Below are 24,486 nucleotides of genomic sequence, written 5' to 3' on the forward strand. Positions count from 1 at the left end.
GCACCGCGGCTAGCCTGACGGTGGTGGCCAGCGGCCGCCACTACTACGGCGGCGTCAGCGGGGTCAGGGCGAAGGCGCGGCTGGCGATGTCGATGGCCTCCTCGATGTCGTCCGGCTGGTGCGCCAGCGACAGGAACCAGTTGAGCCGGGGGTGGAAGATGGCGCCGAGTCGGGCCGCTTGGCTGCCGAAGATGCGGGCGCGCTTGGCCTTCACATCGCCGCGAAAGAGAAAGGTGGGCATGGTCGGCGGCCCGGACATGACCACATCCTCGTGGCCTTGCGCCCGTCCGGCGGCGACGATTCCCGCCCCGAGCCGCGTGCCCATTCGCATCATGTGCTCGAAGACGTCCTCCCGCTCGTAGATCTCGAGCGTCTTCATGCCGGCGCGGAAGGCGACCGCGGAGAACATGTAGGTCGCGGTGAAGGCGATCCGTTCCGCGCCCTCCCGCAGTTCGTTGCGGCCGAGTACGGCCGAGACGGAGTAGCCGTTCGCCAGGGGCTTGCCCAGGCAGATGAGATCAGGCTTGAGGCCCATGCCGAGGTGGGAGCCCTTCGGGTGCATCCGGAAACCGGCGCGGACGTCGTCCAGGGCCACGCGGCACCCGGTCCGTTCGCGCGCGGCGTGAATCGCCGCGACGATTTCCGGGCTCGCCTCCCGCGTCTCCTGGCTCGGGTTCTGGTCGAGGGGACTGATCATGATGCCGGCGAGGCGGTCTCCGAGTTCCTCCACCGCGCGCTCCAGGGCCCCGGCGTCGTTCCAGGGGACGCGCGCGACGTGCCGCTGCTCGCCGGTGGCCGGGGTTTCCGGGTGGAGCGCGATCTCGGCCCCGAAGCCGTGGTAGGAGTCCCGAAAGAGGATGACGCAGGGCCGGTGGGTCGAGGACCGCATGGTGCGCAGCGCGAGGTTCGTGCTGTCCGATCCGTTCTTGGTGAAGATCGTCCAGTCGAAACCTGCCACCGCTCCGAGCAGTTGCTCGGCGTAGAGCGGCATCGTCTCCGGGAAGAAGGCGCTGAGGTCCATCGCGCCGGACTGCTCGGCGGCCGCGGCGTCGACTTCGGGGTGGCAGTAGCCCAGGATGTTCGGCCCGTTCCCGCAGTTGAAGTCCAGGTAGGAGCGGCCGTCGGCGTCCTCGATCCGGCACCCCTTCGCCGAGCGGATGAACCCTGGCAGCACGTCCCGGCCAGCGAAGCGCGCGGACCGGGTCAGGTAGATGCCGCCGCGGGGTATGACCGCGTCCGTTCTCTCCCAGAGTTCCCGGCCTCGCGGACCGTCGACGGAGTCGTTCATCGGGTCAGGCTCCTTCCGTTCCGACCTCGGTGGCGCGCGTAGCCTCCGCTTCTTCCGCGTGGATGTCTCCCTTGACGCCGGGGCTGGCTCCTCGCGGCGGGACGTGAGGGCACTTGGCGACGGAGACGTGGTAGTCGCGCATGAGCCCGTTGATCGGCTCCGCAATCCAGGTGTTGGGTTCCATGATGTCCCACTCTTCCTTCGGGTCCTGCTCGACATTGAACAGCTGGGGGTTGTTCAGCGAGATGCGCGTGCGCCGTCCCGCTTCGGGCTGGAACTCCACGAAGTGCATCTTGAACTGCCGCCACTTGATGGCCGCGAGTTCGTCCTTGATGAAGCACAGAAGGTGCTCGCGCGGTCCCTTGTCGGTGTTCCCGAGGAAGACCTCGGACTGGTCCACGCTGTCCAGGACCCGGTCGTCCGGCACCAGGTTCCCGGCGTCCGCCAGGTGGGCGAGGGTGCGGTAGAAGTCCATGACGCTTACGATCTGATCGCTGACGGCGCCGGCAGGCACCCGGCCGGGCCAGCGCAGGATGCAGGGGGTCCGCAACTGGCCTTCGTAGGCGGTGCCCAGGCAGCCGCGCCAGGGGCCCGAGTCCGCCTGGGGGCCGAGACTGGGGATCAGCACCGGCCCGTTGTCGCTGGCCCACACGACGAGCGTGTCCCGCGCGATGCCGGCCTCCTCGATGGCCTCGAGGACCTGGCCCGAGCGATGGTCGCACTCCACCATGCAGTCGGCGAAGTCGCCGCCGCGGGTCCGGTCCTTGAAGTCGGGGTGTGGCATGGCCGGGTGGTGCACGAGCGAGTAGGGGATGTAGAGGAAGAAGGGCTTGTCCCCGCCCGCGTGTTCGTGGATGTAGGCCACGGACTTCTCGGTGATGATCGAGTCGACGAACGGGCGGCTTTCCAGGTTGTAGGGCCGCACCGGCACACACGGTTCGCCGAGGCGGCCCTCCCACAGCATGGGATTGTCCATCTCGTCCGGATCGAAGCCGATCAGGTCGCCGTAGATGGCGGGCGCGGTGCTGTCGCGTACGCCCCACCACTCCTCGAAGCCGAAGCGGGTGGGCATGCGCGTCTGGACGTTACCCAGATGCCACTTGCCGAAGATGGCGCAGCGATAGCCGGCATCCCGGAGCAGCTCGGCCAGGGTGTACTCCCAGGGCGCCAGCCCCTGCTTGATGCCGGGTGGAATCACCCGGTGGCAGCCGGTGCGGATGGGCATTCGACCGGTGAGCAGGGCGGATCGGGTCGGCGTGCACTCGGCTTCCACGTTGAAGTTCGTCAGTCTCAGGCCTTCGGCGGCCAGTGCGTCGAGGCGGGGAGTCGGGGCGCCCCGCGTGATGCCGCCGCCGTAGCAGCCCAGGTCGCCGTAACCGATGTTGTCGGTCAGCATGAAGACGATGTTGGGTGGTTTCATGCCTGCCTCTCGTTCCTCGTGCGGTGGCTGCCGCGAGGTGTCGCCGTGCGCCGCGCTGCCGGATGCGGACCGATCCTGCCACGGCGACTGTAGGGACACGCCTGTTCCTGTGCGTCAGCGCGGCGCGGACGCCGCGACTCGACTGCTAGCCTGACGGCCCATGTGGGCCGGCCTGCCGATCTCGACCTGGGCTCTGCTCGCGGTGTCGGTCGTCGGCGGACCGGCTCTGGTTCTGCTGCGGTGGTGGCTTGAGCGGCGTGGTCGCCGCCGCGGTCACGGGACCGCGCGGAGCGGTGCGGCGTGACGGCAAGCGCGCTGGTCCTCGTCCCCCTGGGCCTGTACATGCTGGTCCTGATCGGGCTCGGCCTGTGGGGCCGGCGCGAGGGAGGGAGCCTCGAGGGCTACTACGTCGCCGGCAAGAAACTGCCCTCCTGGGTCATCGCCTTCAGTTCGAACGCCACCGGCGAGAGCGGCTGGCTGCTGCTGGGTCTGACCGGGATGGGCTACGCGGTCGGCTTCCACGCGCTGTGGGTCGTCTTCGGCGAAGTGATGGGCGTTGCGATCGCCTGGACCCTCGTTTCGCGGCCGTTCAAGGAGTACACCGACCGGTACCGGGCGATCACCGTTCCCGACTACCTGGAGGAACGGTTCCGGGACCGCCGGCAACTACTGCGCAAGCTGAGCATCGCGATCATCCTGTCGATGGTCGCGGTCTACTGCTGCGCCCAACTGGTGGCGACGGGCAAGGCCTTCTCGTCCTTCCTGGGGTTCAGCTACGTCACCGGCGTCTTCCTGGGCGCGGGTGTCACGATCGTCTACACGGCCGTCGGCGGCTTCAAGGCGGTGGCCTACTCGGACCTCGTGCAGGGGCTGCTCATGGTGGGCGGGCTCGTCATGCTCCCGATCGTCGGCATCGCGGCCGCGGGCGGCTGGAACGAAGTGATCGGCACGCTCGAGACGGCCGATCCCAACCTGCTGCGGGCGATGGGCAGCCACGGCGCGACCTGGGCGGGCGTGCTGTCGGCCGCGAGCTTCGCCGGCATCGGGCTCGCCTTCCTGGGTGTGCCGCAACTCCTGACCCGGTTCATGTCCGCGGCTTCGGGCCGCGAACTGGTGCGCGGCGGCCGGGTCGCCGTCGTGTGCATGGTGCTGTTCGACATCGGCGCGGTGTTCACGGGGATCGCCGGCCGGGCCCTGTTCCCGTTGCTGGACGATCCGGAAACCGTGATGCCGACGATGAGCGCGGAGCTGTTCCCGGCCCTCTTCACGGGCATCTTCCTCGTCATCGTTCTGGGCGCGATCATGTCGACCGTCGATTCCCTGTTGATCCTCGCCTCGTCGGCCGTCGTCAGGGACTTCGGGCAGAAGATCCTCGGCGCGGCCCGCGGTGACGGGCGCCTGTCGCGCTACGGGCGCTACGTGACCGCGCTCGTGGGCCTGGTGGCCATTCCCTTCGCCCTGTTCGAACCGCCGCTGCTGTTCTGGTTCATGCTGTTCGCCTGGTCGGGGCTGGGGGGCGCCTTCGTCCCGGTCGTCCTCTGCTCTCTCTTCTGGAAGCGGACGACCTTGCCGGGCGCGTTGGCCGGGATGGCTACAGGATTCGTGGTGACGGTGGCCTGGGTGGTGCTGTTCAAGGCGTCCTACTACGACCTCTACGAACTGATCCCGGGGCTCATCGCGGGGACGGCGGCAACGGTGATCGTCAGCCTGCGGACAAGACCGCCCGAAGGGGCGGCGGCGGAGTTCGAGGACGTTCACGCGACGGTGAGGGGTTCCTAGGGCTACACTGCCCGCCATGCCCAGATTGTCCTCTGTTCTCCTTCTGGTAGGCGCGTTGGCGTTACCGGCGACGGCCGAAGAACTCTCGTACTACCTCGCGGACGCCGGCGATCCCGCCGCTTACGACCCGAACGTGCCCAGACCGTCCGCGGTACTCGGCTACGAGGTGGGCGAGTGGCACGTTCGCCCCGATCAGCTCAATGCCTACATGCGGGCGGTGGCCGCCTCCTCGCCGCGCGTGAGCGTCTCGGTGCAGGGGAGGACCCACGAGCAGCGTCCCCAGCTCCTGCTGGCGATCACCTCGCCACGCAACCATGCTCGCCTCGACGAGATCCGCGAGCAGAGGCGCAGCCTAGTCGATCCGCGGCTGCCGGCACCGGAGCTCGAGGAGCTGCCCGTCGTCATCTGGCTCGGCTACAGCATCCACGGCAACGAGCCGAGCGGCGCGAACGCCTCGATGCTGGTTGCCTACCACCTGGCCGCGTCGCTCTCCGACGTGGTTGCCGAGCAGTTGGAGCAGGCAGTCATCCTGGTCGACCCGAGCCTGAATCCAGACGGGATCGGCCGTTTCGCGCACTGGGCGAACACGAACCGGGGCATGGTGCTGAATCCCGACCCCGATCACCGGGAACACCGGGAACCGTGGCCGGGCGGCCGCACGAACCACTACTGGTTCGATCTGAACCGGGACTGGCTGCTGCTGCAGCATCCCGAGTCGCGGAACCGCATGGCGGCCTGGAAGGCGTGGCAGCCGAACCTGGTCGGCGACTTCCACGAGATGGGTTCGAACGCCACGTACTTCTTTCAGCCCGGGGTCCCGAGCCGGCGGAATCCGCTGATCCCCGAGCGCAACGTGGAACTGACGGAAGCGATCGCGGCGCACCACGCCGCCGTGTTCGATGGAGTGGGACGGCTCTACTACACGCAGGAGGGCTTCGACGACTTCTACCTCGGCAAGGGCTCTACCTATCCGGATGCGCACGGCGCGGTCGGCTTTCTGTTCGAGCAGGCGAGTGCGGAGGGGCACCTGATGGAGACGGCGAACGGAGAGCTGGCATTCGGTTTCGGGATCAAGAACCAGCTCCTGGCGTCTCTCTCCATGGTCGAGGGCGGCGTGGCGAAGCGCCTCGAGCTTCTCGAACACCAGCGTGACTTTTTCCGCGACGCATTGGCCGCGGCGGAGGAGTCCGGTCCGGCCGCCTACGTGTTTCACGTGGACGGCGACCGCGGCCGGGCGCATCGAATGCTCGACCTGCTGCTGCGCCACGAGATCGAGGTCTACGGGACGGTGGACGACATCGCATTCGAGGATCGGGCCTATCCTTCGGGCGCGTCCTGGCTGGTGCCGCTGGAGCAGGCGCAGACGACCCTCGTCCGGTCCTTCTTCGAGAAGGTGACCGAGTTTGGCGACACCGTCTTCTACGACGTCTCGGCCTGGACCCTGCCGCTCGCCTTCGGCGCCGAGTACGACCTGCTCGAGGGGGACGACTACAGAGCGGAGATGCTCGGGGCTCCAGTCACGGAAGCATCGATTGAGGCCGGCCGGTTCGGTGCTGCGAGGTTGAACGAGGCGGTCTACGCGTATGCCTTCTCGTGGGACGGCTACTTCGCGCCGCGGGTCCTGAACCGGTTGCAGCGTGCCGGGGTGAGGACGCGTGCCGCGGCGCGGCCGTTTACGGCGGAAACGGTCGGCGGCCCGGAGTCGTTCGATCCCGGAGCGATCGTCGTGCCGGTGGGGCGCGAGGGAGAGCCGGGCGCGAACGCTGGAATCGACCTGGAGCGGCTGTTCACCGAGGCATCCGCTGCCGACGGTGTCGACGTGCACCGATTGATCAGCGGTCAGGCCGCGGCGGGAATCGACATGGGGAGCCCGAGCCTGCGGCCGCTGGTCGCGCCGCGGACGCTGCTCGTGAGCGGTTCCGGGACCCCGTCGTACCGCGTGGGCGAAGCCTGGCACCTGCTCGACGAGCGATTCGGCGTCGAGGTTTCGCTGGTCGATCTCGATGCGCTGGCCGGCGCGGACCTGGACCGCTACACCCACGTCGTGCTGGCCCTGGGCGGCTTCGGCGGCGCGGCGCCCCGGGAAGAGGTTCGGGATCGCCTCCGGACCTGGGTGCGGGGTGGCGGCGCGGTCGTGGCCATCGGCGCGGCGAGCCGCTGGGCGAGTGTGGAGCTCCTGGGCCGCGAGGAGGCATCGGAGGATGCGGCGGACGCGGACGCCCCCGAAACGCCGGAGCGCCCCCGCTACGCCGACTACCGTGACCAGCGTGCCGAACAACTCATGGCCGGAACGATCGTCGGCGTCGAGCTCGATCTGACGCACCCCCTGGCTTACGGCTACAGGCGGTCGGACCTGGCCGTCATCCGAACGGGGGAGTGGGTCCTGCCGGCGAGTTCCGATCCCTTCGAGAACGTCGCCCTGTACCAGGACCCGCCGCGGCTGAGCGGCTGGATATCGCCGGAGAACCAGCGCCTGCTGGCCGGCAAGCCCGCCGTCGTCGCCAGCCGGATGGGCCGCGGCGTCGTGATCCAGCTCCTCGACAATCCGAACTTCCGTGCCTACTTCTATGGCTCGAACCGTCTGTTTCTGAACTCGATCTTCCTCTCTGGCCTGATCGACTCGACCTCCGCACCGGAAACCTGGTAGCGATCGGCGGGCCTGTCCAAGCCCTCGCCTGGCAGGCGTCTTGCGTTCGTCTGCGGCGTTGTGCTGAGATCCGGCGGGCCAAGCTGGCCCGGCGCGCAGAAACGACGCGCCGAGGTCGGTGGGTCTTGCCACTTTGACGCCTCTGACGAAGCTTGCAAGAACCGTCGAGCCGGGCGTCAGGCATGGGGACGAAACGAAGTCGTCAACTGTCCACGGAGAAACGACAAGAGTGAGCGAAGGTGGCGAAGTCCTGATCGCGGTCAGTGACTTGACCAAGCACTACGGTTCGATCCGCGCTGTCGACGGCATCAGCTTTACCGTACGCCGCGGCGACGTGCTCGGCTTTCTCGGACCGAACGGCGCCGGCAAGACGACGGCGATGAAGATGATCACCGGCTTCCTGGAGCCGGACCGAGGTTCCGTCATGGTGGCTGGGATCGATGTCGGTGCGGACCGGCTGGCGGTGAGTCGGCGGATCGGATATCTGCCGGAGGACGCCCCGGCGTACGGCGAGATGACCGTCGAGGCTTTCCTGCACTTCATCGCCGAGGCACGGGAGCTTGAGGCCGCGGAAGAGGCGATCGAGAGGGTTCTTGAGACGGCGCACCTGAGGAGCGTGAGGGGGCAGACGATCGAAACCCTGTCCAAGGGCTACAAGCGCCGGGTCGGCCTGGCCCAGGCGCTGATTCACGACCCTGACGTGCTGATCCTCGACGAGCCGACGGACGGTCTCGATCCGAACCAGAAGGCGGTGGTCCAGGACCTGATCTCGAGCCTGTCGTCGGACCGCTGCATCGTGCTGTCGACGCACATCCTCGATGAGGCGGAGCGCGTGTGCAACCGGGCCGTCATTCTCTCCGAGGGCCGCATCCTGGTCGACTCGACGCCGGAGGACCTCGTGAGCCAGGCGCCCGGCCACAACGCGGTTCGTTTCCGGGTAACGCAAGGAGACGCCGCCGAGGTGGCGGCGAAACTGGCCGAGGCCGAGTGGTGCGCGTCGGCTCACGTCCTGCCCGGCGGCGAGGTCGAGGCCGAGCCTGCCGGCGGCGAGAACCGGCTGAACGAGGTGCTGGCCGCGGTCGGCGAGCACCGCGTCGCCGACGTCAGGGTGAGAGAAGGCCGGCTGGACGAACTCTTCCGCGACGTGACGAGGGGAGTGGCGGCATGAGCGCGCTGGCGCGGCGTTTCACCGGGATGAGGGCGGTGCTGCGGCGGGAGTTCCACGGCTACTTCGCGTCGCCGCTCGGCTACATCTTCATCGTCATCTTCCTGATTGCCAGCGGCTATCTCATGGTGTCGCGCGACTTCGGCCGCTTCCTGGAGCTCCGCGAGGCGAACCTCGACGCGCTGTTCAGCTACCTGCCCTGGATCTTCGTCGTGCTGGTGCCGGCAGTGGCAATGCGGCTGTGGGCGGAGGAGCGCCGGTCCGGCACGGTCGAGCTGTTGCTGACCCTGCCGATCACTCTCGAGGGTTCCTATCTCGGCAAGTTCCTGGCCGGTTGGGCGTTTCTGGCCGTGTCCGTGTTGCTGACGTGGCCGGCCGTGTTTCAGGTGGCCCGCCTCGGCGACCCGGACTGGGGCGCGATCTTCGCGAGCTACGTCGCGACCCTGCTGGCGGCCGCGGTGCTGCTGGCGATCGGCCTCCTGTTCTCGGCGCTGTCGAAGAACCAGGTGGTCGCGTTCATCCTGGCGGTGGCGGCCTCGGTCGGCTTCCTGCTGATCGGCGTGCCCCAGACCCAGGAGTTCGTGGGCAAGTGGTTCGGCGGCTATGTGGAGCGCGTGGTCTCGTCGCTCAGCCTGCTCGACCACTTCGAGACGCTGACCCGCGGCCTCCTGCAGTTGAACTCGCTGTTGTTCTTCGTGTTGTTCACCGTCGGCTGGCTGGTCTGCGGCATGTTGGTGCTCGGCCAGACGAAGACCAATTGAGGGGTTGGGCAGATGACTGACGAACCGAACGTACGTCCGGACGCCGGCGCCGACGGCACGAAGGGGATGACGGTGGCGCAGAGCCGCCTCCTGACCCTGGCCCTCATCGGGCTCGTGACCGTGCTCTCGATCCACGTCGCCAATGAGTGGCTGGAGGGCTGGCGCGTCGACCTTTCCGGGGGCGATCTCTACTCGCTGACCGACGGCAGCCACGCGATCCTCGATCGCATGCAGGAAGAGGGCGTCAATCCGCTGGACATCCGCCTCTACTTCTCCGAGACGGCGGGCAAGACGCTGCCCAAGTTCGTCAAGGACTTCATCGGCTACGAGCGCTATCTGCGCAGCCTGCTGGCTGAGTATGAGAGGGCCGCGGCCGGGAAGATTCGCCTCGAGACGATCGACCCGCTTCCCGACAGCGACGACGCGGACCGCGCCGCCGAGGACGGCCTGGACGGCAAGCTGATCAACCAGAACGGCGATCTCTTCTACTTCGGTCTCGCGTTCGAGACGCAGACCGGTAGCAGGGAGACGATCGAGTTCCTGTGGCCGCAGGAGCAGGAGAACATCGAGTACGAGATCTCGAAGAAGATCCACGGTCTGCTCTGGCCGGCCCGGCAGCGGGTGGGGGTGCTCTCGAGCCTGGAGGTCTTCGGCGGCGCCCAGGACCCGTTCATGGCGCAGATGCTGGCGGCTCAGGGCCGGACTCCGTCGCAGAAGTGGATCATCGTCCAGGTGCTGGAAGACCTCTACGACGTTTCCCAGGTCGCGCCGGACGTGGACGAGATCTCGAGTGACGACTACGACCTGCTCATCGTGATCCATCCCAAGGACCTGCCCGACAAGACGGCCTTCGCGATCGACCAGTGGGTGGCCGCAGGCGGCAACACGCTGATCTTCCTCGATCCGTATGCGCTGGGCGACACCCCGCCGCAGAACCCGCAGCAGCCCTGGATGGCCCTCCAGTACCAGCCGGCCTCGAACCTGGAGCCGCTGCTCGCATCCTGGGGTCTGGAGCTTCCAGCGAACCGGTTCGCGGCCGACTTCGAGCTGGCGGCGCGGCGGCCGATGAGCCAGTTCGGCGCCGCCGAGTCGGTGATCATCGATCTCCAGGTCGATTCCGCGCTCCACGAAGACGTGCTGGACGAAGAGAATCCGATGCTGCGCGGCCTGTCGAACACGCGCTTCTTCCTTTCCGGCGTGCTGCGGGAACTGGGAGACGACGGGTCGGAGGCCGACGCTGGCGAAGACGATGCGGGGGACGAGCCCGGCGACCGCGACGCCGGCGAAACCGGACCTGTGGAGGGCGTCGAACTGCGGCCGCTGATCTCGACGACTCCGGCCGCCAACACGCTCGAAGTGCTGCCGGGCTTCGGCGGCGGCGACGGTCTTGCCTACACCGACCTGAACGACGGCGCGGCGCTCCGTGACGCGTTTGCACCAGGTGAGGAGCCCCTGGCGCTCGCGTACTTCGTGCGCGGCAGGTTGCCGACCGCCTTCCCGGACGGCGTGGACTACCCGGACAGAGAGGCGGAGCGGCCGCCCAACCTGCCGCCCGAGATCGAGATTCCGCCGCCCGATGACGCACAGATCATCCACCGTGATCCCCTGCCCGAAGAGGAACGCGGCGAGGCAGCGGTCGTCGTGTTCGCGGACGTGGACTTCATCCACGACCAGATCGCCTTCCTGCAGAACCCGTTCGGGATCATTCAGGCCGCGAACGACAACCACAAGGTCGTTCTCAACAGCATCGACTACCTGCTCGGCTCCCAGGACTTGATGTCGGTTCGGGCCAAGAGCGGGATCAGCCGCCCCTTCCTTCGCTTCGACGAGATCGAGGCGCAGGCCGAACTCGACACGCTCGATCGAGAGCGGCAGATCCGGGAGGAGATCGAGAGCTTCGAGGAGGAGTTGCGGGAGAAGCAGGGCGAGATCACCCAGCGCAACGCGGCTCTCTTCGAGCGAAAGCTGCAGGAGGAAGTCGACGAGTTGAACGAGCGGATCCTGGAAGGCAACCGGGAGCTGCGGGACATCCGCAAGGGCCGGCGCGAAGCGCTCGAGCGCGAGGAGTCCATGGTGCGCTTCGCCGTCATCGGGTGGATGCCCATCGTCGTCCTGCTGATCGGTCTCTACCGCGCCCGGCGGCGCTAGGGCTTGCTAGGAGTTATCGGCATGAGCCAGTTGAATCAGAGGCTTGTAGCCGCGGCCGCGGCGCTGCTCGCCCTTTCGGTCTTCAGCTACTGGAACAGCGTGTCGCGCGCCGATCGGTTCGAGAGCGGTCAGAAGTTCCTGCCCAACCTGAACCCGGACGAGATCGCCGCGGTCGAGATCCTCCAGGGAGACGAGCAGGTCACCCTGAGCCGGCAGGACGACTTCTACGTGGTGGAGGAAGTCCACGACTACCGGGCCCGGAACGAGGGTGTGAACCGATTGGTGCGGAACCTGCTCGACATCGAACTCGCGAAGGAAATCGGCTCAGGCGACAACCTGGCCGCGGAACTCGGCATCGAACCGCCCGGCGAGGACACGGTCGAGGTGGCGCTCCAGAACGCAGCCGGCAGCGACATGGTCCGGTTACGGGTAGGTAACCGGTTCGAGGGCGGCAGCGGCAACTACGTCCGCCGCCTCGATGGCGAGGAGAACCCGATCTTTCTGACCGAGGCGACCGTGCTGATCGACAGCACGGCGGATCAGTTCCTGCAGAAGGAAATCGTCGACGTCGCCGGAAGCGACGTTGCGCGCATCGACGGACCCGACTTCACCTTCAGCACCGGTGAGGGCGAGAGCGACACGCTTGCTCTCGAGCGCGTGCCGGCCAGTCGGCGTGAGAAGACGAGCGAGGCCGGACGGGTCAGGAACTTCCTGTCCCGGCTGCGCTTCTCCGAGGTTCACCTCGCGGACGACGAGGAAGTGGCCGATCTCTCGTTCGATTCCGAGTTCCGTTACGAGTTGGCCGATGGATCCGGTTACGTCGTCTCAGTCGCCGGCCGCGATGACGACCGCTACATCCAGATCAGCGGCTATCACACGGTGCAGCAGGTCGAGATCGAACGCGACACACCCGACGAGGAACTCCAGGAGAAGGCCGACATCCTGAACCGGGCGGAGGAGATGCGGGACTTCAACGACTACCACGGCTCCTGGGTCTACAAGCTGGACAGCTTCACCGGCGAGAAGCTGGATCTGCGCCGCGCCGACCTGATCGAAGACGAAGAAGAACAGAACGAGGAGCTTGACTCATGATTGGCTACTGCACGATTGGCGTGAACGACATGGACCGGGCGACGGCCTTCTACGACTCCCTGCTCAGCGAGCTGGGCGCGAAGACCCTGTTCGACATGGGTCGGATCAAGGGCTACGGCGTTGGGCCGGGACAGCCGATGCTCGCGATCTGCATCCCCTACAACGAGGAACCGCAGGTGCCGGGGAACGGGAACATGGTGGCGATCGCCGCGGCTTCGCAGGAGCAGGTCGACCAGCTTCACGCCAGGGCGCTCGAGCTGGGCGGCACGGACGAAGGCGCGCCCGGAACGCGCGTGGCCACGTTCTACGGCGGCTACGTTCGGGATCTCGACGGCAACAAGCTCTGCTTCTTCAACATGGGCTGAAGCCGAGTCGGCGCTAGGTCCAGCGGGCTCTCGGCGTCGAGTAGCGAGCTGAGGACGCCAGGTGAGGCTCGCCTCGCGGAGAGTCTTTCCGCGTCGCTCAGTTGACTTTTCGTAAAGACGAAAAATATGATTCGTCTCGATGGAAACACCAAGAAGGCTCCGGTCGCCGGACCGTATCGGCGTCACAGCCCTTGGTCTGTGGGCGATCGTGGCGGCGCTGACCGCGGCTCAGGGCGGGGCCGTCGACTGTCCGGCGGATGCCAGCCTGCGTGGCACGGTGCGCTCGCTTTCCGGGACACCGGTGGCCGACGCCGTGGCTACGCTGACGACTTCCTCCCGGACTGTGGCAACTGGAGAGGACGGGCGATTCTGCCTCTTTCCGGTGGAACCGGGCGAGCACCGGCTGGTCGTCTTCGCGGACGGCTACGGCGTCGCTGAACAGGAGTTCCTGGTCGAGGAGCAGGGCGCGGTCCAGGTCGAGATTCGCCTCCGCGCCGCGTTCGGCGAGGAGGTGGTGGTCAGTGCGACCAGGACGGAGAAGCGTCTCGCCGATGTGCCGCTCCACGTGCAGACAGTGCGGCGTTCCCAGATCGAGGGCGTTGTTGCGCGCACACTGGCCGACGCCGTGGAATGGACGCGGGGCGTGCGGGTCGAGTCGAACTGCCAGAGCTGCAATACCTCCCAGATCCGGTTGCTCGGTCTCGAGGGTCCGTACTCCCAGCTTCTGGTCGATGGCCAGCCGACCGTGTCGTCTCTCGCCATGGTCTATGGCATCGAGCAGTTGCCGGCCCGGCTGATCGACTCGGTCGAGGTGGTCAGGGGCGGCGGTTCGCCGGCCTACGGAGCGGGGGCGGTGGCGGGCGTGATCAACCTGATTCCGCACCATCCCGATCACACTCACGTCGAGGTGAGCGCCCGCTCGAGCCGGATGGATGGCGCCGGCGCCGTGGCGCGGAGCCCTTCGTACAGCCTGGTTGCCGACCTGATGCCCGGTTCGTCGCGGGCCGCGACGTTCTACGGCCAGGTAGACCGGGAAGCGCCGGTCGACGTCGACGGCGACGGGTTCACCGACGTCTCGATCCGCGACCTGGATGCTCTCGGAGCGCGCTACCACGAGTTGCTGTTCGACGGTGCGGCGCGGTTTGCGGTGGACGTCAGTCATGTCAGCGAGTTCCGTCGGGGCGGCGATCAGTTGCATCTGCCGCCGCAGCACGCTCAGGTCGCAGAGCAACTGGCCTCCCACAGGAAAGGCGTCACGGCCTCCTGGCTTCAGACCGTTTCATCGCGATGGGACTGGCGGACAACCGTGTCCCATGCCGGCGCCGAACGAGACAGCTACTACGGGACGGGAGGCGACTCGAGCGCCTTCGGGACAACCCGCAATCCGCTTTGGCTCTTCGACACCCAAGTCAACCGCGGCGGCGAGCGGGGCACGCTGAGTTTCGGCCTGCAGGCTTCGGACGATTTCATCCACGACCGCCAGCCAGCGTACGGACGGATCATTCGCGAGAGATACCGCGGGGCGGCGGCCTTCGTTCAGGACGACCGGAGGATCGCCGACGGCGTGACCCTGCTCTACGGGCTGCGGGTGGACCGCCACAATGCGGTCGACGGATCGATCGTCTCGCCGCGGGCGGCCCTGATGTGGACCCCGCGAAGCGACCTGACCCTGCGAGTCTCCCACAGCGCCGGCTTCCGTCCACCCGCGGTGTTCGACGAGCAACTCCACATCGCTCTGCTCGGCGGCGAGGCGATGGTCGTGCGGGACGAACCCGGCCTGCGGGAGGAGACGTCCGTCTCGCGCATGTTGAGCGTCGAGTGGAGGCCGATGGTCGGCGAGCGCACGGCCGTGGCGTTCGATTCGACCTTTTTCGATACGACGATCGCCGATCTGTTCCACAACCGCGAGGCGGACGATCCGGCGACCCCGGAACTCGAGTTCACGCGCACCAACTTCGGCCGTGCCCGGGTCGCCGGCGTGGAGGTTGGCTGGAGCCTGAGGCGCGGTCGTCTGGCCGTGGATTTGGGCTACGGATGGCAGCGGGCGGAGTTCGGCCATCCCGAACCGGATTTCGGCAGCACCCGCATGTTCCGAACGCCCGAACGCTACGGCACGGCGAGCGTCCGGTGGCTGCTCTCGGGCGGGCTCGATCTGTTCGCGGGCCTTCGCTACACGGGACAGATGGCGGCGCCGCATTACGCCGGCTACATCGCCAAGGATCGACTGGAGTTGACGCCGAGCTTCCTTGCTATTGACGTTGCCGTGTCCCGGAAGTTCGTGCTCGGCGGAGACCGCGGCATCGTGGGCACGTTCGCGGTGAAGAACCTGACCGACGAGTACCAGCAGGACCTGGACCGGGGGCCGCTACGGGATGCCGGCTACGTCTATGGACCGAGATTCCCGCGCAGCGTGGTCGTCGGCGTCAAAGTGGACCTGTAGCCGTGCGGAGACTCGTGTTCGCTCCAGGGTCGGTTCTGGCGGCGATGCTGATGCTGGCGTTGGCGGCACCGCCGACGGCGGTTCCGGATGACGGATCGGCACCGGCGCGGGCGGACGAGCTGGAGTCTCCGGCGAATCACGGCGTCCGGCTTGCCGACCTGTGGGCGGATCTGGCGGTGCGAGACCTCGATGGCCGGACCTGGACCGCGGCCGATTTCCAGGGTCGCGTCGTTCTGCTCGACTTCTGGGCCACCTGGTGCGCTCCCTGCCTCGCCGACTTCCCCCATCTCGAACGGGCGCGGGCCAGCTACGACGATCAGGACCTCGTGATCCTCGCCGTTTCCCTCGACCGTTCGGGACGTGACGATCTGAGGAGCTTCAGGCGCCGGCAGGCCATCACCTGGCCCGTCCTCTTCGACGGACTGGGCGCTGCCGGAACGGTGGCCAGCCGCTTCCAGGTGGAGTATCCGCCGCGGTCCCTGCTGTTCGACCGGCGCGGACGGTTGGTGGCCCTCGATGCCCGCGGATCGACACTCGACGCGGCGCTGAGGGTCCTTTTCGCCCCGGAGTGACGTTCGCTGCGGACGGACTGCTACGCTGACCGCCCCGTGTCCGGCGTGGCTGTACTCCTGCTGACCGCGATCGCGGCGCTGGTCCCGGTCCAGACGGCTCCCGGTCAGATTGATGCGGCATCGGGCGATCCGGTCGCGGTCTTGGCGGAGGCACGCGCGGCTGTCGAGCGGGCGCCCGCGGAGTTCGCGCCGGCGTTGGCGCTGGCCCGGGCGCTTGCCACCCTTGGGCGCACCGCTGACGCCCTCGCGGCGTTCTCCCGTGCGCGAGAGCTTGCGCCGGCCGGAGTGGGCGGCGACGCGGTCGCGTCGTCCTATCTCGTGCCAGCGTTGCTGCTGCGTGACCTCGACCGCACCGGCGAGGCGATCCGGCTGCTCGAGAACGGTACGAACGGCCGGCTCGGCAGTGCCGACGTCTACGAGCAACTCGCCTTGCTCCGACTGGCGGATGGCCTCGTTGACGGGGCGATGGCGGCCATCGACGCCGCCCTGGCCGAGAATCTCGAAAGCCCCGGACTCGACCTCGCCCGCGGACTGGCGCTGGCGCGCCATCCGAACCGTCGCGGCGAGGCCTTGGACTACCTGAAGCGCGCGCTGAAGGACGGCGTGGGAGACCCGGTCGTGATCCGTCTGGAAGCCGCCGAAATCCTGTCGACCGATGGTCGCGATGCGGAGGCGATCGAGCACCTGCGCGCCGCCGAGGAGCTCGCGCCGAGCGAACCTGAGGTGATCTACCGCCTCGGCCGCGCCCTCGCCGCGGCTGGCGACCGGGAAGCCGCGCAGTCGGCTCTTGAGCGCCACCGGTCGCTGCAAGGCGCTCTGCAGCGCGCTGCTGAGATCGAGCGAGCGGCGTCTGCGGACCTGGCGGCCGGCTTGTCGGAAGTACAGGATCTGGCCGCAGCGGGCGATCTGGAAGCGGCGCTCGAACTTCTTCTCGGACTGGGGGGGCGGCCCGAGGATCCGCTAGTCGCGGATGCGTACTCGCTCCGGGCCAAGGTGTTGTTCTCGATGCGCCGGGTCGACGAGGCAGCGGCGAGCATTGCCGAGGCGCGGCGGCTCGCGCCGCATCGGGTGGAGCACCACTACCTGGAGGGGGTGTTTCTCCACACGGGTGGACATCCCGAGGACGCGGAGTCCGCACTCGAACGGGCTGTGGCCCTTGATCCCGACCTCGGTGAGGCCCACGCCCTCCTCGGCGTGATCGCCGCGGAAACCGGCCGTCCCACCGAGGCCGCCGAGCGGATCGAGCGGGCGCTTGAGCTGGGGCTCGACCGTAACGCGCCGCTCCGTTTCAACTACGCCCGAGTGCTCGAGGCCCTTGGGCGCAGCGAAGAGGCCAAGGTGCAGATGGAGGCGTTCGAGCGGTTGCGAGCCGACGGGCCGCCGTAGCCGTTCGCGGCGCTACTCGCAGGCGAACGCCTGATTGTCGGCGACTGGCTGGAACGCTTCGCCCAGCGGGCTCGTGATGACGTGTCGCCGCTGGGTCACCGGGTCGGCGACTTCCAGCTCGACCTCGACGTCGGTGAGGCCGGTGGCGTAGACCCAGTACCTGTCGTTCTGCGAGCAGGCGTCGAGGACCTTCAGCACGATCTCGACGTTCGCCGGGTCGAAGAAGGTGAAGTAGCCGGTGTCTCCGGTCAGGTGGGTGCCGGTCGCCAGGGGGCCGTCCTCGCCGGCAGCGGTGGCGAAGCGGGCCCGGACCCGGAAGCGGCCGTCGTTGAGACAGAGGGTCGTCGTGTCCGGGACGCAATCCTCGATCGGCTCGGTTGGAGCGTCCGGCTCGTCCTCGACCGTGACCACCATGCGGCGCTCGCCAAGAACCGCGCCGCCCAGCGTGTCATGGAGTTCCAGTTCGATCGTCTCCGTGCCCTCGCCGAAGCCGTCCTCGTGCAGCCGGAGCGCGAACCTCCGGTCAGCCGAATCGCCGTGAGCCCAGGCGAGCGTGCGTGCGATCGGCTCGTAGTCGGTCCCCGCCGTGGCGGAGCCTCCGGCGGACCGCACGGAAACGGCGACCGCGCCGTCACTGCCACCGGCGCGGACGACGCTCAAGGTGATCTCGCCGTCTGTTTCGCCCGCGGTGACAGCCGGTAGGGAGAACCCAAGCGTGCCGGGATTCTGTTCCGGCAGGTCGCCCGCCAGGGAAAGGGCGACGAGTTCGGCGTCGGAGGACCCGGCGCCGACCGCGACGACGACGTACTGGCGGCCGTCCACGGTGTAGCTCATCGGGCCGCCCGAGGCTGGCGCCGGCAGCGAGACCGTGCGGAGCACTTCGCCGTTCGCGGGGTCCAGGACCGTCAGCGAGGACCGGGACCGGTTGGCGTAGAAGAGCAGATCCTGGGTGGCGAGCAGGGCCGGGGTGCCGGCGTAGCCGTTCACGCCGTCGTTTGTTCGCTGCCAGAGGATCTCGCCGCGGTCGAGGTCGTAGGCCGTGACGTGCCCCCAGGGCGGCTTCAGCAGATAGCGGTTGCCGGAGGCCCACAGGATGCCCGATTCGTACAGGTAGTAGCCGGAGATGGCGGTCCGGTAGAGGCGGATCCAGAAAGGAACGACCCCCTGGACCGGTACGTACAGCCTCGATCGGACGGGATCGAAGGCGGCGCCGCCCCAGTTCGCGCCGCCGCCCAGGCCGGGGGAGATGACGGCGCCGCGGGTGGAAAGGGGGGTGTAGATCGGCCCCCAGTCGAGGTCGGCGAGCACTTCCTCGGCGCCGTCGCCCAGATCCTCCCGCGCGATCCCCAGCCGGTCGAAGGGCGGCGGTTTCGTCGGCCGAGGTTGAGTCAGCGCGGTCCGCTCGCCGGGCACGGTCGACTGCGGGACCGGAACCTCGTGGATCGGCCACACCGGCCTGCCGTTTCGCCGGTCGAACACGAACACCCAACCCTGCTTCGTGACCTGCGCGACCGCGGGGATCTCGCGACCGCCGACGGTGATGTCGACCAGGTTGGGCGGCGAAGGCAAGTCGAAGTCCCAGATGTCGTGATGGACGATCTGATAGTGCCAGACGCGGCGGCCGGTCCGCGCGTCGAGGCAGACGATGCTGTTCGCGAACAGATTGTCGCCCTTGCGGTGACCGCCGTAGAAGTGGTTCGACGGGGCGCTGACCGGCAGGTAGACGTACCCGAGATCCAGGTCGGCGGTCATCGGCGGCCAGACGTTGGCGCCGCCGACCCGTTCGGCGGAGCCGTTCTCCCAGGTCGAGTAGCCGAACTGCCCGCGGCGAGGCACGGTATGGAAGGTCCACAGCAGCCTGCCGGTGCGGGCGTCGTAGCCGCGAACGTCGCCCGGCGGCCACTCGGGTTGCGGCGCCCAGTCCATGACCGAGGAGCCGACGACGATCACGTCGCCGACGACCGTCGGCGGCGAGGTGTGGCCGTACTGGTCGGAGCGGTTGTTGAGCGAACGGATGCCGGCCGACAGGTCGACGGTGCCGCGGTTGCCGAACTCCCGCCGGGGCGTCCCGGTCGCCGGGTCGAGCGCGATCAGGCGCGCGTCGCCGGTTGCCAGGTACAGGCTCTCCGTCTCGCCGTCCGTCCACCAGGCGAGCCCACGGTGGAGGAAGCCGTTGTTCGGAGGGCGTCCCGACTCGTAGCTCCTCGGGTCATGGACCCAGAGCTGCCTGCCGGTCGCGGCGTCGACGGCGGCCGCCTGGCTGAACGACGTGCTGGTGTAGAGGACTCCGCCCTTCATCAGCGGTGTCGCTTCGAAGGCGACGATCTCGAGACCGGCGTCGGGGTCCGCGATCGCGTTGTCGGGCGACTCCCAGCGCCAGCGGATCGCCAGATCTCCGACGTTGCCAGGGTGGATCTGGCCGAGCGGCGCGTACTTCGTGCCGCCGGCGTCGCCGCCGTACTCGCGCCACTCGCCTCCGATCGCGCCGTGCTGTCCGGCCGCCGGCGCTGCGGTCGCCGCAAGGGCGAGCAGGATCGCAGCCGGGGGCTTGCGGGTCACGGCGGGTGGAGCACGTAACGGATCAGATCCTGGACCTCGGACGGCTGGAGAGTGCTGAGCAGGCCGCTCGGCATGGGCGAGAGGGAGGACTCGTCGAGGCTCTCGATCTCCTCGCGCGGAATCGTCTCGACATGGTTCGGGTCGAGCGGGTTCGAGCGGATGCGGACGGCGTCCTCGCCGGCTTCAACGAGCAGACCGGAGTAGAAGCGGCCGTCGCGGGTCTCGACCAGGGTCGTGCGGTAGTCCTCGGCCACCTCGTCCGAGGGATCCAGGATGTGGCGCAGGGTGTCCAGCGCTCCGAGACGATCGCGCACGTCGTCGAGGGCCGGGCCGATCTGGCCGCCGGCGCCGCCGAGCTGGTGGCAGGTGGCGCAGCCGGCCTCGAGGAAGAGCCGCCGGCCGCGCTCGAGTTCCTCGTCGCTGGCAGGCGGAGCGGCTTCCAGCGGAGCGACGTCGGTCTCCAGCATCTCGTAGCTCCAGTCGGCGACGAAGGCGCGCTGGGGAACGTCCGGGGCGAGCCGGGGGGCGGCGTAGCGGGTGACCGCCGTGCCGTCGAGCCGCTCGACGACCCGCATCGTGCCCTTCATCAGGATCCAGTGTCCCGGGAAGGTGCAGACGAAAGGGTACAGGCCCGGTTCTCTCGGGGCGTTGAAGCTCAGGACCTCTGTTTCGCCCGGCTGGACGAGGCCGGTCCGGAACAGGACCAGGGGCGTCTTCGGAACGTAGCCTGATGCCTCGGCGCCGGCGGGGTTGCGTTCCGCCTCCGCGTCGGCGGCGCGGCCGACCTCCTCGAGCGCCCCGGGCCTCGTGACGACGACGTTGTGCGGCATCACGTCGCTGTTCTCGAACGTGATCTCGACGGGTCCGCCGGCGCGGACCGTGAACTCCTCGAGGTCGAACAGCATCTGGTGGGGAACGGGTCGCAGCGTGACGATTGCCGGGCCGAGATTGACGAGTTCCTCGCGCAGGTCGCGGCCGCGATCGTTGCCGGTCCGGTCGATCAGGCGGTCGGCTATTCGCAGGCCCAGATCGTGAATGGTGCGGAACCGCGGCGAGGTGAGATCACGGGAAGCGGCGTTTCGAAGTGCCGCCAGGACCGGGACGGCAAGGGCTTCGTCGCTACCGTCCGCGGGCCAGGCGTCGGGCGCCCGGGTCGTCAGTTGCCCCAGACCTTCGAGGGCGGCCAGCCCGATCGTGGGATCTGCCGTCAGAACCGCCAGCCGTTCGAAGCTCCGGCCGGCGTCCCTTGTGATCCCGGCCAACGTGTGCGCCGCCGCTTCGAGCACCCGTCGGCGGTCCGGTCCGCGGCGGTCGTCGAGGAGAGACGACACGAATGGATAGGCGTCGACCCGTAGCTCGGGCGGCAAAGTGGCGATGGCGTTCAGCCAGTCGATCAGTTGTTCCGATCCCGGTCGGCGCGGGAGAACGCGTCGCGGTGACGGGTCATCTGAGGCGGCCATCAGGGCGGCCATGGCGCCGCTTCGGACCTTGCCGCGGACGCCGTCCGTCGCCAGTTCCCGCAGTGCCGGCCTTGTTGCTGCCAGGGCCGTGGTGGTGCGCTCCAGCAGGTGGAGAACGATCCGATCGGTGGTTTCCGGTTCGGGCGGGTGCACGCGGTCGAGACGGACCAGCTCGTCCATCAGCAGGGCCGCGGCGGCTTCATCGGTTTCCGCCGGTGTGGGTTCGGCCTGGCCGATCGAGGCACGGTCCGCGGCGAGGTTGGCGATCGCCCGGCGCTGGCGTTCGACGCGCGCATCGGCGCGCCGTAGCAAGGCGCGATCGGTCAGCGGATGGGCCCCGAGTTGCTCGAGATCCCGCGTGCGCAAGCGGCTGAGAAGGTACTCGCCCCTGATCGACCCGATCTCGTCAAGCAGCCGAGGCTCGCGGTCGGAAGAGAGAGCCGGCCGCCACCAGGGCTCCAGCGTGTCGACGGTCTCTTTCAGGGTGTAGTCGAGGTAGTAGTCGGTCTGCTGGTCCAGCGTCTTGAGGGCCGCCAGGGCCGCTGGCTCCGATTCCAGGTAGCTCAGACCAAGCAGCGCTTCCAGGCGGGTCCGCGGGAAGGAGTCCTCGGTGCGGGCGGCCAGGATGGCCAGGGGATCGTCCAGTTCGCGCCGCCAGAAGCGGGCGACCCGGGTCGCCGCCGCGCGAGCTCGCGGTTCGGGCGAGTCGAGCATCCGGTCGAGCAGTTCCGGTTCGACGACGTTCAGGGTCTGGTAGAGCCACAGGGCCTCCAGGCGGTGGTGTTCCAGATCGGAGACGTTCGTGTCGTCGCCGGCGTCCAGTTCGCGGGCGTCGACGTCGTCCAGCCACGCCTCGACCGCGGCCAGCACCTCGTCGCGCGGGCGTTCCCGGAGTTCGCGGCGGACACGGTATCGGGTGCGGTCCTCGTAGCTCTCCAGCAACCGGACGAGCGCCGGCGTCGAGGCGCCCGCGATCTCGGGCGGCTCGAGCAGCGGACGCGAGCCGTGCCGCACGCGCCAGATCCGGCCGTGGTCGTGGTCGCGGCGCTCGTCCCGGAGCGAATACTGCATGTGGCCGATCAGCGGGTTGAACCAGTCGACGATGTACAGCGACCCGTCCGGTCCGAACTGCAGGTCGACGGGCCGGAAGTTGATGTCGGTCGAATAGAGGAGAGGTTCGACCTCCTCGGAGGTGAAGCCGGAGTCCTCTTCGATCACCCGGTGCTGCTTGATGCCCTGGAAACCGATCGTGTTGTTGATCAGGAAGTTGCCCTGCGCCTCGTCCGGGAAGTGGCGCGAACTGACGATCTCGCAGCCTGACGTCGGCCGGACGATCGAGGTGAACACCTTCATCCGCCGCCGCTTCGTCGGATAGGGCGCGTTGCCGGTGATCGGGGCGCCGAAGTAGTTCGAGCCGCCGGAAGCGTCGGCGATGAAGTTCTGTCCCCAGCGGTCGAAGATGTGCCCCCACGGGTTGGCGAAGGGGTAGGAGACGAACACTTCCAGGTGGAATCGCCGCGGCTTGTAGCGGAAGACCCCGGCGTCGACCAGCCGCACCGGCCCGTACGGCGTCTCGACCTGGCTGTGGTGGAAGACGCCTTCCTGGAAGTAGAGCGCGCCGCCGGGTCCCCAGGTAAAGGCGGAGATCGAGTGGTGGCTGTCCTCGGTGCCGAAGCCGTGGAGGACGACTTCGTAGCGGTCGGCCACGTCGTCGCCGTCGGTGTCCTCGATGAACATGAGGTTCGGCTGCTGGGCCACGTAGACGCCGCCGTCACCCAGTTCGAAGCCGGTCGGCACGTGCAGGCCGCGGGCGAAGACGGTGTGGTGATCGGCGCGGCCGTCGCCGTCGCGATCCTCGAGAATGACGATCTTGTCGTCGGGTTCCTCGTCCGGCAGGCGCTGGGGGTAGGAGGGCATCGTCGCTACCCAGAGCCGGCCCCGGGAGTCGAAGGCGAGAGCGACCGGGTTGCCGATCGGGAAGTCCTGCTCGGAGGCGAACAGCGAGACCTCGTACCCCTCGGCGGGGTGCAGGTGTTCCAGCGCGTACGCCGGATCACGGGCTTCGTACCGCGGCTCGCCGCCGAGGTTCGGTTCCTCGTTGGTGACGTTCTGGGAGATCGCCGGACCGGAAAGGTGAGCCGCGGCAAGAAGGACGACGAGTGGGACGCGGTTCATCGGTCGACGCGCTCCAATCGCCAGGTTTCGCCCGAGTGCGCAAGGTCGCGGGCCTTGTCGTCGAGTTCGCCGACCAGTTCGTCGAAGCGGGCCATCTCGGGCGGGAAGGAATGAACGCCGAAGGGCTCCTTGCGCCCGCCGTAGATGTAGTAGCCGTTCACGGCGCGGTAGCGGTCGAAGAACAGCCGGCTCTTCTGCAGCACCACGCGACGCAGGCCGTCGCCGGCCTCCACCAGCGCTGTGATGGCCGGCGTCGCCTGAATGTCGACTCCCTGCGCCCAGTCTCCATCGCTGGCCGAGGCCAGGGTCTGGTCGCCGCGCCGCAGCGCGTAGTAGCCGGGCGCCAGGCCGCGGACGCTGATCCGGAGGCGGTCCGGTATCGCATTGGGTCCAGGTGGCAGAACCGGCGGGCGGATCTCCAGTCCCGCGCCGCCTTCGGCCGAGGCGACGACCGTACCCGGCTCCGACGCGCCGAGCGCTTCGAGAAGCACCCGGGAGGCGTGCCAGTAGCCAGCCTCGTTCAGATGCACGCCGTTGACCGTCAGCGGCGCCGGCTCGCCCGCGAACGCGGCCGCGACGCCGTCGAAGATGTCGACGAAGGGCACGCCGTTCTCGTCCGCGACGGCTTCGGCCGCCTCGGTGTACACCTGCAGCTCGACGTTGCGGCGTTCGACCGCCGCCGCGTCGAGCCCGTGGCCGGACGGCAGCGCCTGTTGCGGTATGGGCGAAACGAGAGCGATGCGAGGCGGCTCGGAGCCGTTGTAGAGCTGCTTCGAGACGTGGCGGAGCAGTCTCCCGAGGTCGTTCCGGAACGCGGGCAGACCCTCATCGCCCGCGAACGACTCGTTGGCGCCGTAGAACAGGAGAACGACGTCCGCGCCCTGCGCCTCGAGATGACGGTCGACCGCGCCGAAGTCCAGCGGTCGCGGCCGCAGTGCCGTTTCGTCCGCCGACCAGGCGAGATTGCGTACCGACAGCTCCAGGTCCGGGAAAGCGGCGAGCAGCCCGCTCTCGAAGTAGCCGAAGAGCTGGAATCTCTCGGCGAACGTGTTGCCGACCAGACAGATCTGGTCGCCGTGGCGAAGCTGGAGCGTGGAGGCTTCCGCCGCGGAGGCGCCGGCCGCGACGATTGCGAACAGGAGGGCGGACAGTTTCTTCACGCGCGGTCGGTAATCGTAACAGCCGGTCGCCGCCCGCAGGCGTCCGCGCTGCTTCGATAGGGTTGCCGC

The 24,486-nt window shown here is 68.4% G+C and carries 16 protein-coding genes; 11 read left to right on the forward strand and 5 right to left on the reverse strand.

Features of this window, described 5'->3' with window-relative positions; all coding sequences use genetic code 11:
* Positions 1-43: 43 nt before the first annotated feature.
* Complete coding sequence (locus OXG83_00595; protein MCY3963504.1) at positions 44-1,288, reverse strand: aminotransferase class III-fold pyridoxal phosphate-dependent enzyme; 1,245 nt, start codon at positions 1,286-1,288, stop codon at positions 44-46.
* Positions 1,289-1,292: 4 nt separating this feature from the next.
* Complete coding sequence (locus OXG83_00600) at positions 1,293-2,708, reverse strand: arylsulfatase (protein ID MCY3963505.1); 1,416 nt, start codon at positions 2,706-2,708, stop codon at positions 1,293-1,295.
* Positions 2,709-2,868: 160 nt separating this feature from the next.
* On the opposite strand from OXG83_00600, the gene OXG83_00605 reads away from it, so the two are divergent.
* The 11 genes from OXG83_00605 to OXG83_00655 all read left to right on the forward strand — a co-directional run bounded on the left by OXG83_00605 (position 2,869) and on the right by OXG83_00655 (position 17,063).
* On the forward strand, positions 2,869-3,012 hold the full coding sequence (locus tag OXG83_00605; GenBank protein MCY3963506.1) for a hypothetical protein: 144 nt from the start codon (positions 2,869-2,871) through the stop codon (positions 3,010-3,012).
* Positions 3,009-4,487: a sodium/proline symporter gene (locus tag OXG83_00610; protein MCY3963507.1), complete on the forward strand. Its 1,479-nt coding sequence runs from the start codon at positions 3,009-3,011 to the stop codon at positions 4,485-4,487. The genes OXG83_00605 and OXG83_00610 overlap by 4 nt, the downstream gene beginning before the upstream one ends.
* 55 nt (positions 4,488-4,542) lie before the next feature.
* Entirely contained in the window at positions 4,543-7,134 is a 2,592-nt protein-coding gene (locus OXG83_00615; GenBank protein ID MCY3963508.1) for a M14 family zinc carboxypeptidase, read from the forward strand.
* Between the two features lie 250 nt (positions 7,135-7,384).
* Positions 7,385-8,302, forward strand: coding sequence for an ABC transporter ATP-binding protein (locus OXG83_00620; GenBank protein ID MCY3963509.1), 918 nt, complete (start codon positions 7,385-7,387; stop codon positions 8,300-8,302).
* The gene (locus tag OXG83_00625) at positions 8,299-9,060 is read left to right on the forward strand and encodes an ABC transporter permease (GenBank protein MCY3963510.1); all 762 of its coding nucleotides are present in this window, start codon (positions 8,299-8,301) and stop codon (positions 9,058-9,060) included. Before OXG83_00620 ends, OXG83_00625 begins: the two co-directional genes overlap by 4 nt.
* 12 nt (positions 9,061-9,072) lie before the next feature.
* A complete protein-coding gene (locus OXG83_00630) occupies positions 9,073-11,208 on the forward strand; it encodes a Gldg family protein (protein ID MCY3963511.1) in 2,136 nt (711 codons plus the stop codon).
* A gap of 21 nt (positions 11,209-11,229) precedes the next feature.
* On the forward strand, positions 11,230-12,300 hold the full coding sequence (locus OXG83_00635) for a DUF4340 domain-containing protein (GenBank protein ID MCY3963512.1): 1,071 nt from the start codon (positions 11,230-11,232) through the stop codon (positions 12,298-12,300).
* Positions 12,297-12,665, forward strand: coding sequence for a VOC family protein (locus tag OXG83_00640; protein MCY3963513.1), 369 nt, complete (start codon positions 12,297-12,299; stop codon positions 12,663-12,665). The genes OXG83_00635 and OXG83_00640 overlap by 4 nt, the downstream gene beginning before the upstream one ends.
* A 139-nt stretch (positions 12,666-12,804) precedes the next feature.
* Positions 12,805-15,105, forward strand: coding sequence for a TonB-dependent receptor (locus OXG83_00645; protein ID MCY3963514.1), 2,301 nt, complete (start codon positions 12,805-12,807; stop codon positions 15,103-15,105).
* Between the two features lie 2 nt (positions 15,106-15,107).
* On the forward strand, positions 15,108-15,677 hold the full coding sequence (locus OXG83_00650) for a TlpA disulfide reductase family protein (protein MCY3963515.1): 570 nt from the start codon (positions 15,108-15,110) through the stop codon (positions 15,675-15,677).
* Between the two features lie 36 nt (positions 15,678-15,713).
* Positions 15,714-17,063, forward strand: coding sequence for a tetratricopeptide repeat protein (locus OXG83_00655; GenBank protein ID MCY3963516.1), 1,350 nt, complete (start codon positions 15,714-15,716; stop codon positions 17,061-17,063).
* Between the two features lie 12 nt (positions 17,064-17,075).
* Here OXG83_00655 and OXG83_00660 read toward each other — a convergent pair whose 3' ends face one another.
* The 3 genes from OXG83_00660 to OXG83_00670 are packed head-to-tail and all read right to left on the reverse strand — an operon-like array spanning position 17,076 to position 24,417.
* Positions 17,076-19,622, reverse strand: a complete 2,547-nt coding sequence (locus tag OXG83_00660; protein MCY3963517.1) for a PQQ-binding-like beta-propeller repeat protein — start codon at positions 19,620-19,622, stop codon at positions 17,076-17,078.
* The gene (locus tag OXG83_00665; GenBank protein MCY3963518.1) at positions 19,619-23,257 is read right to left on the reverse strand and encodes a plastocyanin/azurin family copper-binding protein; all 3,639 of its coding nucleotides are present in this window, start codon (positions 23,255-23,257) and stop codon (positions 19,619-19,621) included. The genes OXG83_00660 and OXG83_00665 overlap by 4 nt, the downstream gene beginning before the upstream one ends.
* On the reverse strand, positions 23,254-24,417 hold the full coding sequence (locus tag OXG83_00670) for an SGNH/GDSL hydrolase family protein (protein MCY3963519.1): 1,164 nt from the start codon (positions 24,415-24,417) through the stop codon (positions 23,254-23,256). The genes OXG83_00665 and OXG83_00670 overlap by 4 nt, the downstream gene beginning before the upstream one ends.
* Positions 24,418-24,486 lie beyond the last annotated feature (69 nt).

The organism is Acidobacteriota bacterium (assembly GCA_026707545.1).
GTDB lineage: Bacteria > Acidobacteriota > Thermoanaerobaculia > Multivoradales > Multivoraceae > Multivorans.

What these genes read in the sequence shown, in the direction of transcription:
- OXG83_00595 (MCY3963504.1), bottom strand. Translation starts at nt 1,288, where the DNA reads ATGAACGACTCCGTCGACGGTCCGCGAGGCCGGGAACTCTGGGAGAGA.
- OXG83_00600 (MCY3963505.1), bottom strand. Translation starts at nt 2,708, where the DNA reads ATGAAACCACCCAACATCGTCTTCATGCTGACCGACAACATCGGTTAC.
- OXG83_00605 (MCY3963506.1), top strand. Translation starts at nt 2,869, where the DNA reads ATGTGGGCCGGCCTGCCGATCTCGACCTGGGCTCTGCTCGCGGTGTCG.
- OXG83_00625 (MCY3963510.1), top strand. Translation starts at nt 8,299, where the DNA reads ATGAGCGCGCTGGCGCGGCGTTTCACCGGGATGAGGGCGGTGCTGCGG.
- OXG83_00630 (MCY3963511.1), top strand. Translation starts at nt 9,073, where the DNA reads ATGACTGACGAACCGAACGTACGTCCGGACGCCGGCGCCGACGGCACG.
- OXG83_00635 (MCY3963512.1), top strand. Translation starts at nt 11,230, where the DNA reads ATGAGCCAGTTGAATCAGAGGCTTGTAGCCGCGGCCGCGGCGCTGCTC.
- OXG83_00640 (MCY3963513.1), top strand. Translation starts at nt 12,297, where the DNA reads ATGATTGGCTACTGCACGATTGGCGTGAACGACATGGACCGGGCGACG.
- OXG83_00645 (MCY3963514.1), top strand. Translation starts at nt 12,805, where the DNA reads ATGGAAACACCAAGAAGGCTCCGGTCGCCGGACCGTATCGGCGTCACA.
- OXG83_00665 (MCY3963518.1), bottom strand. Translation starts at nt 23,257, where the DNA reads ATGAACCGCGTCCCACTCGTCGTCCTTCTTGCCGCGGCTCACCTTTCC.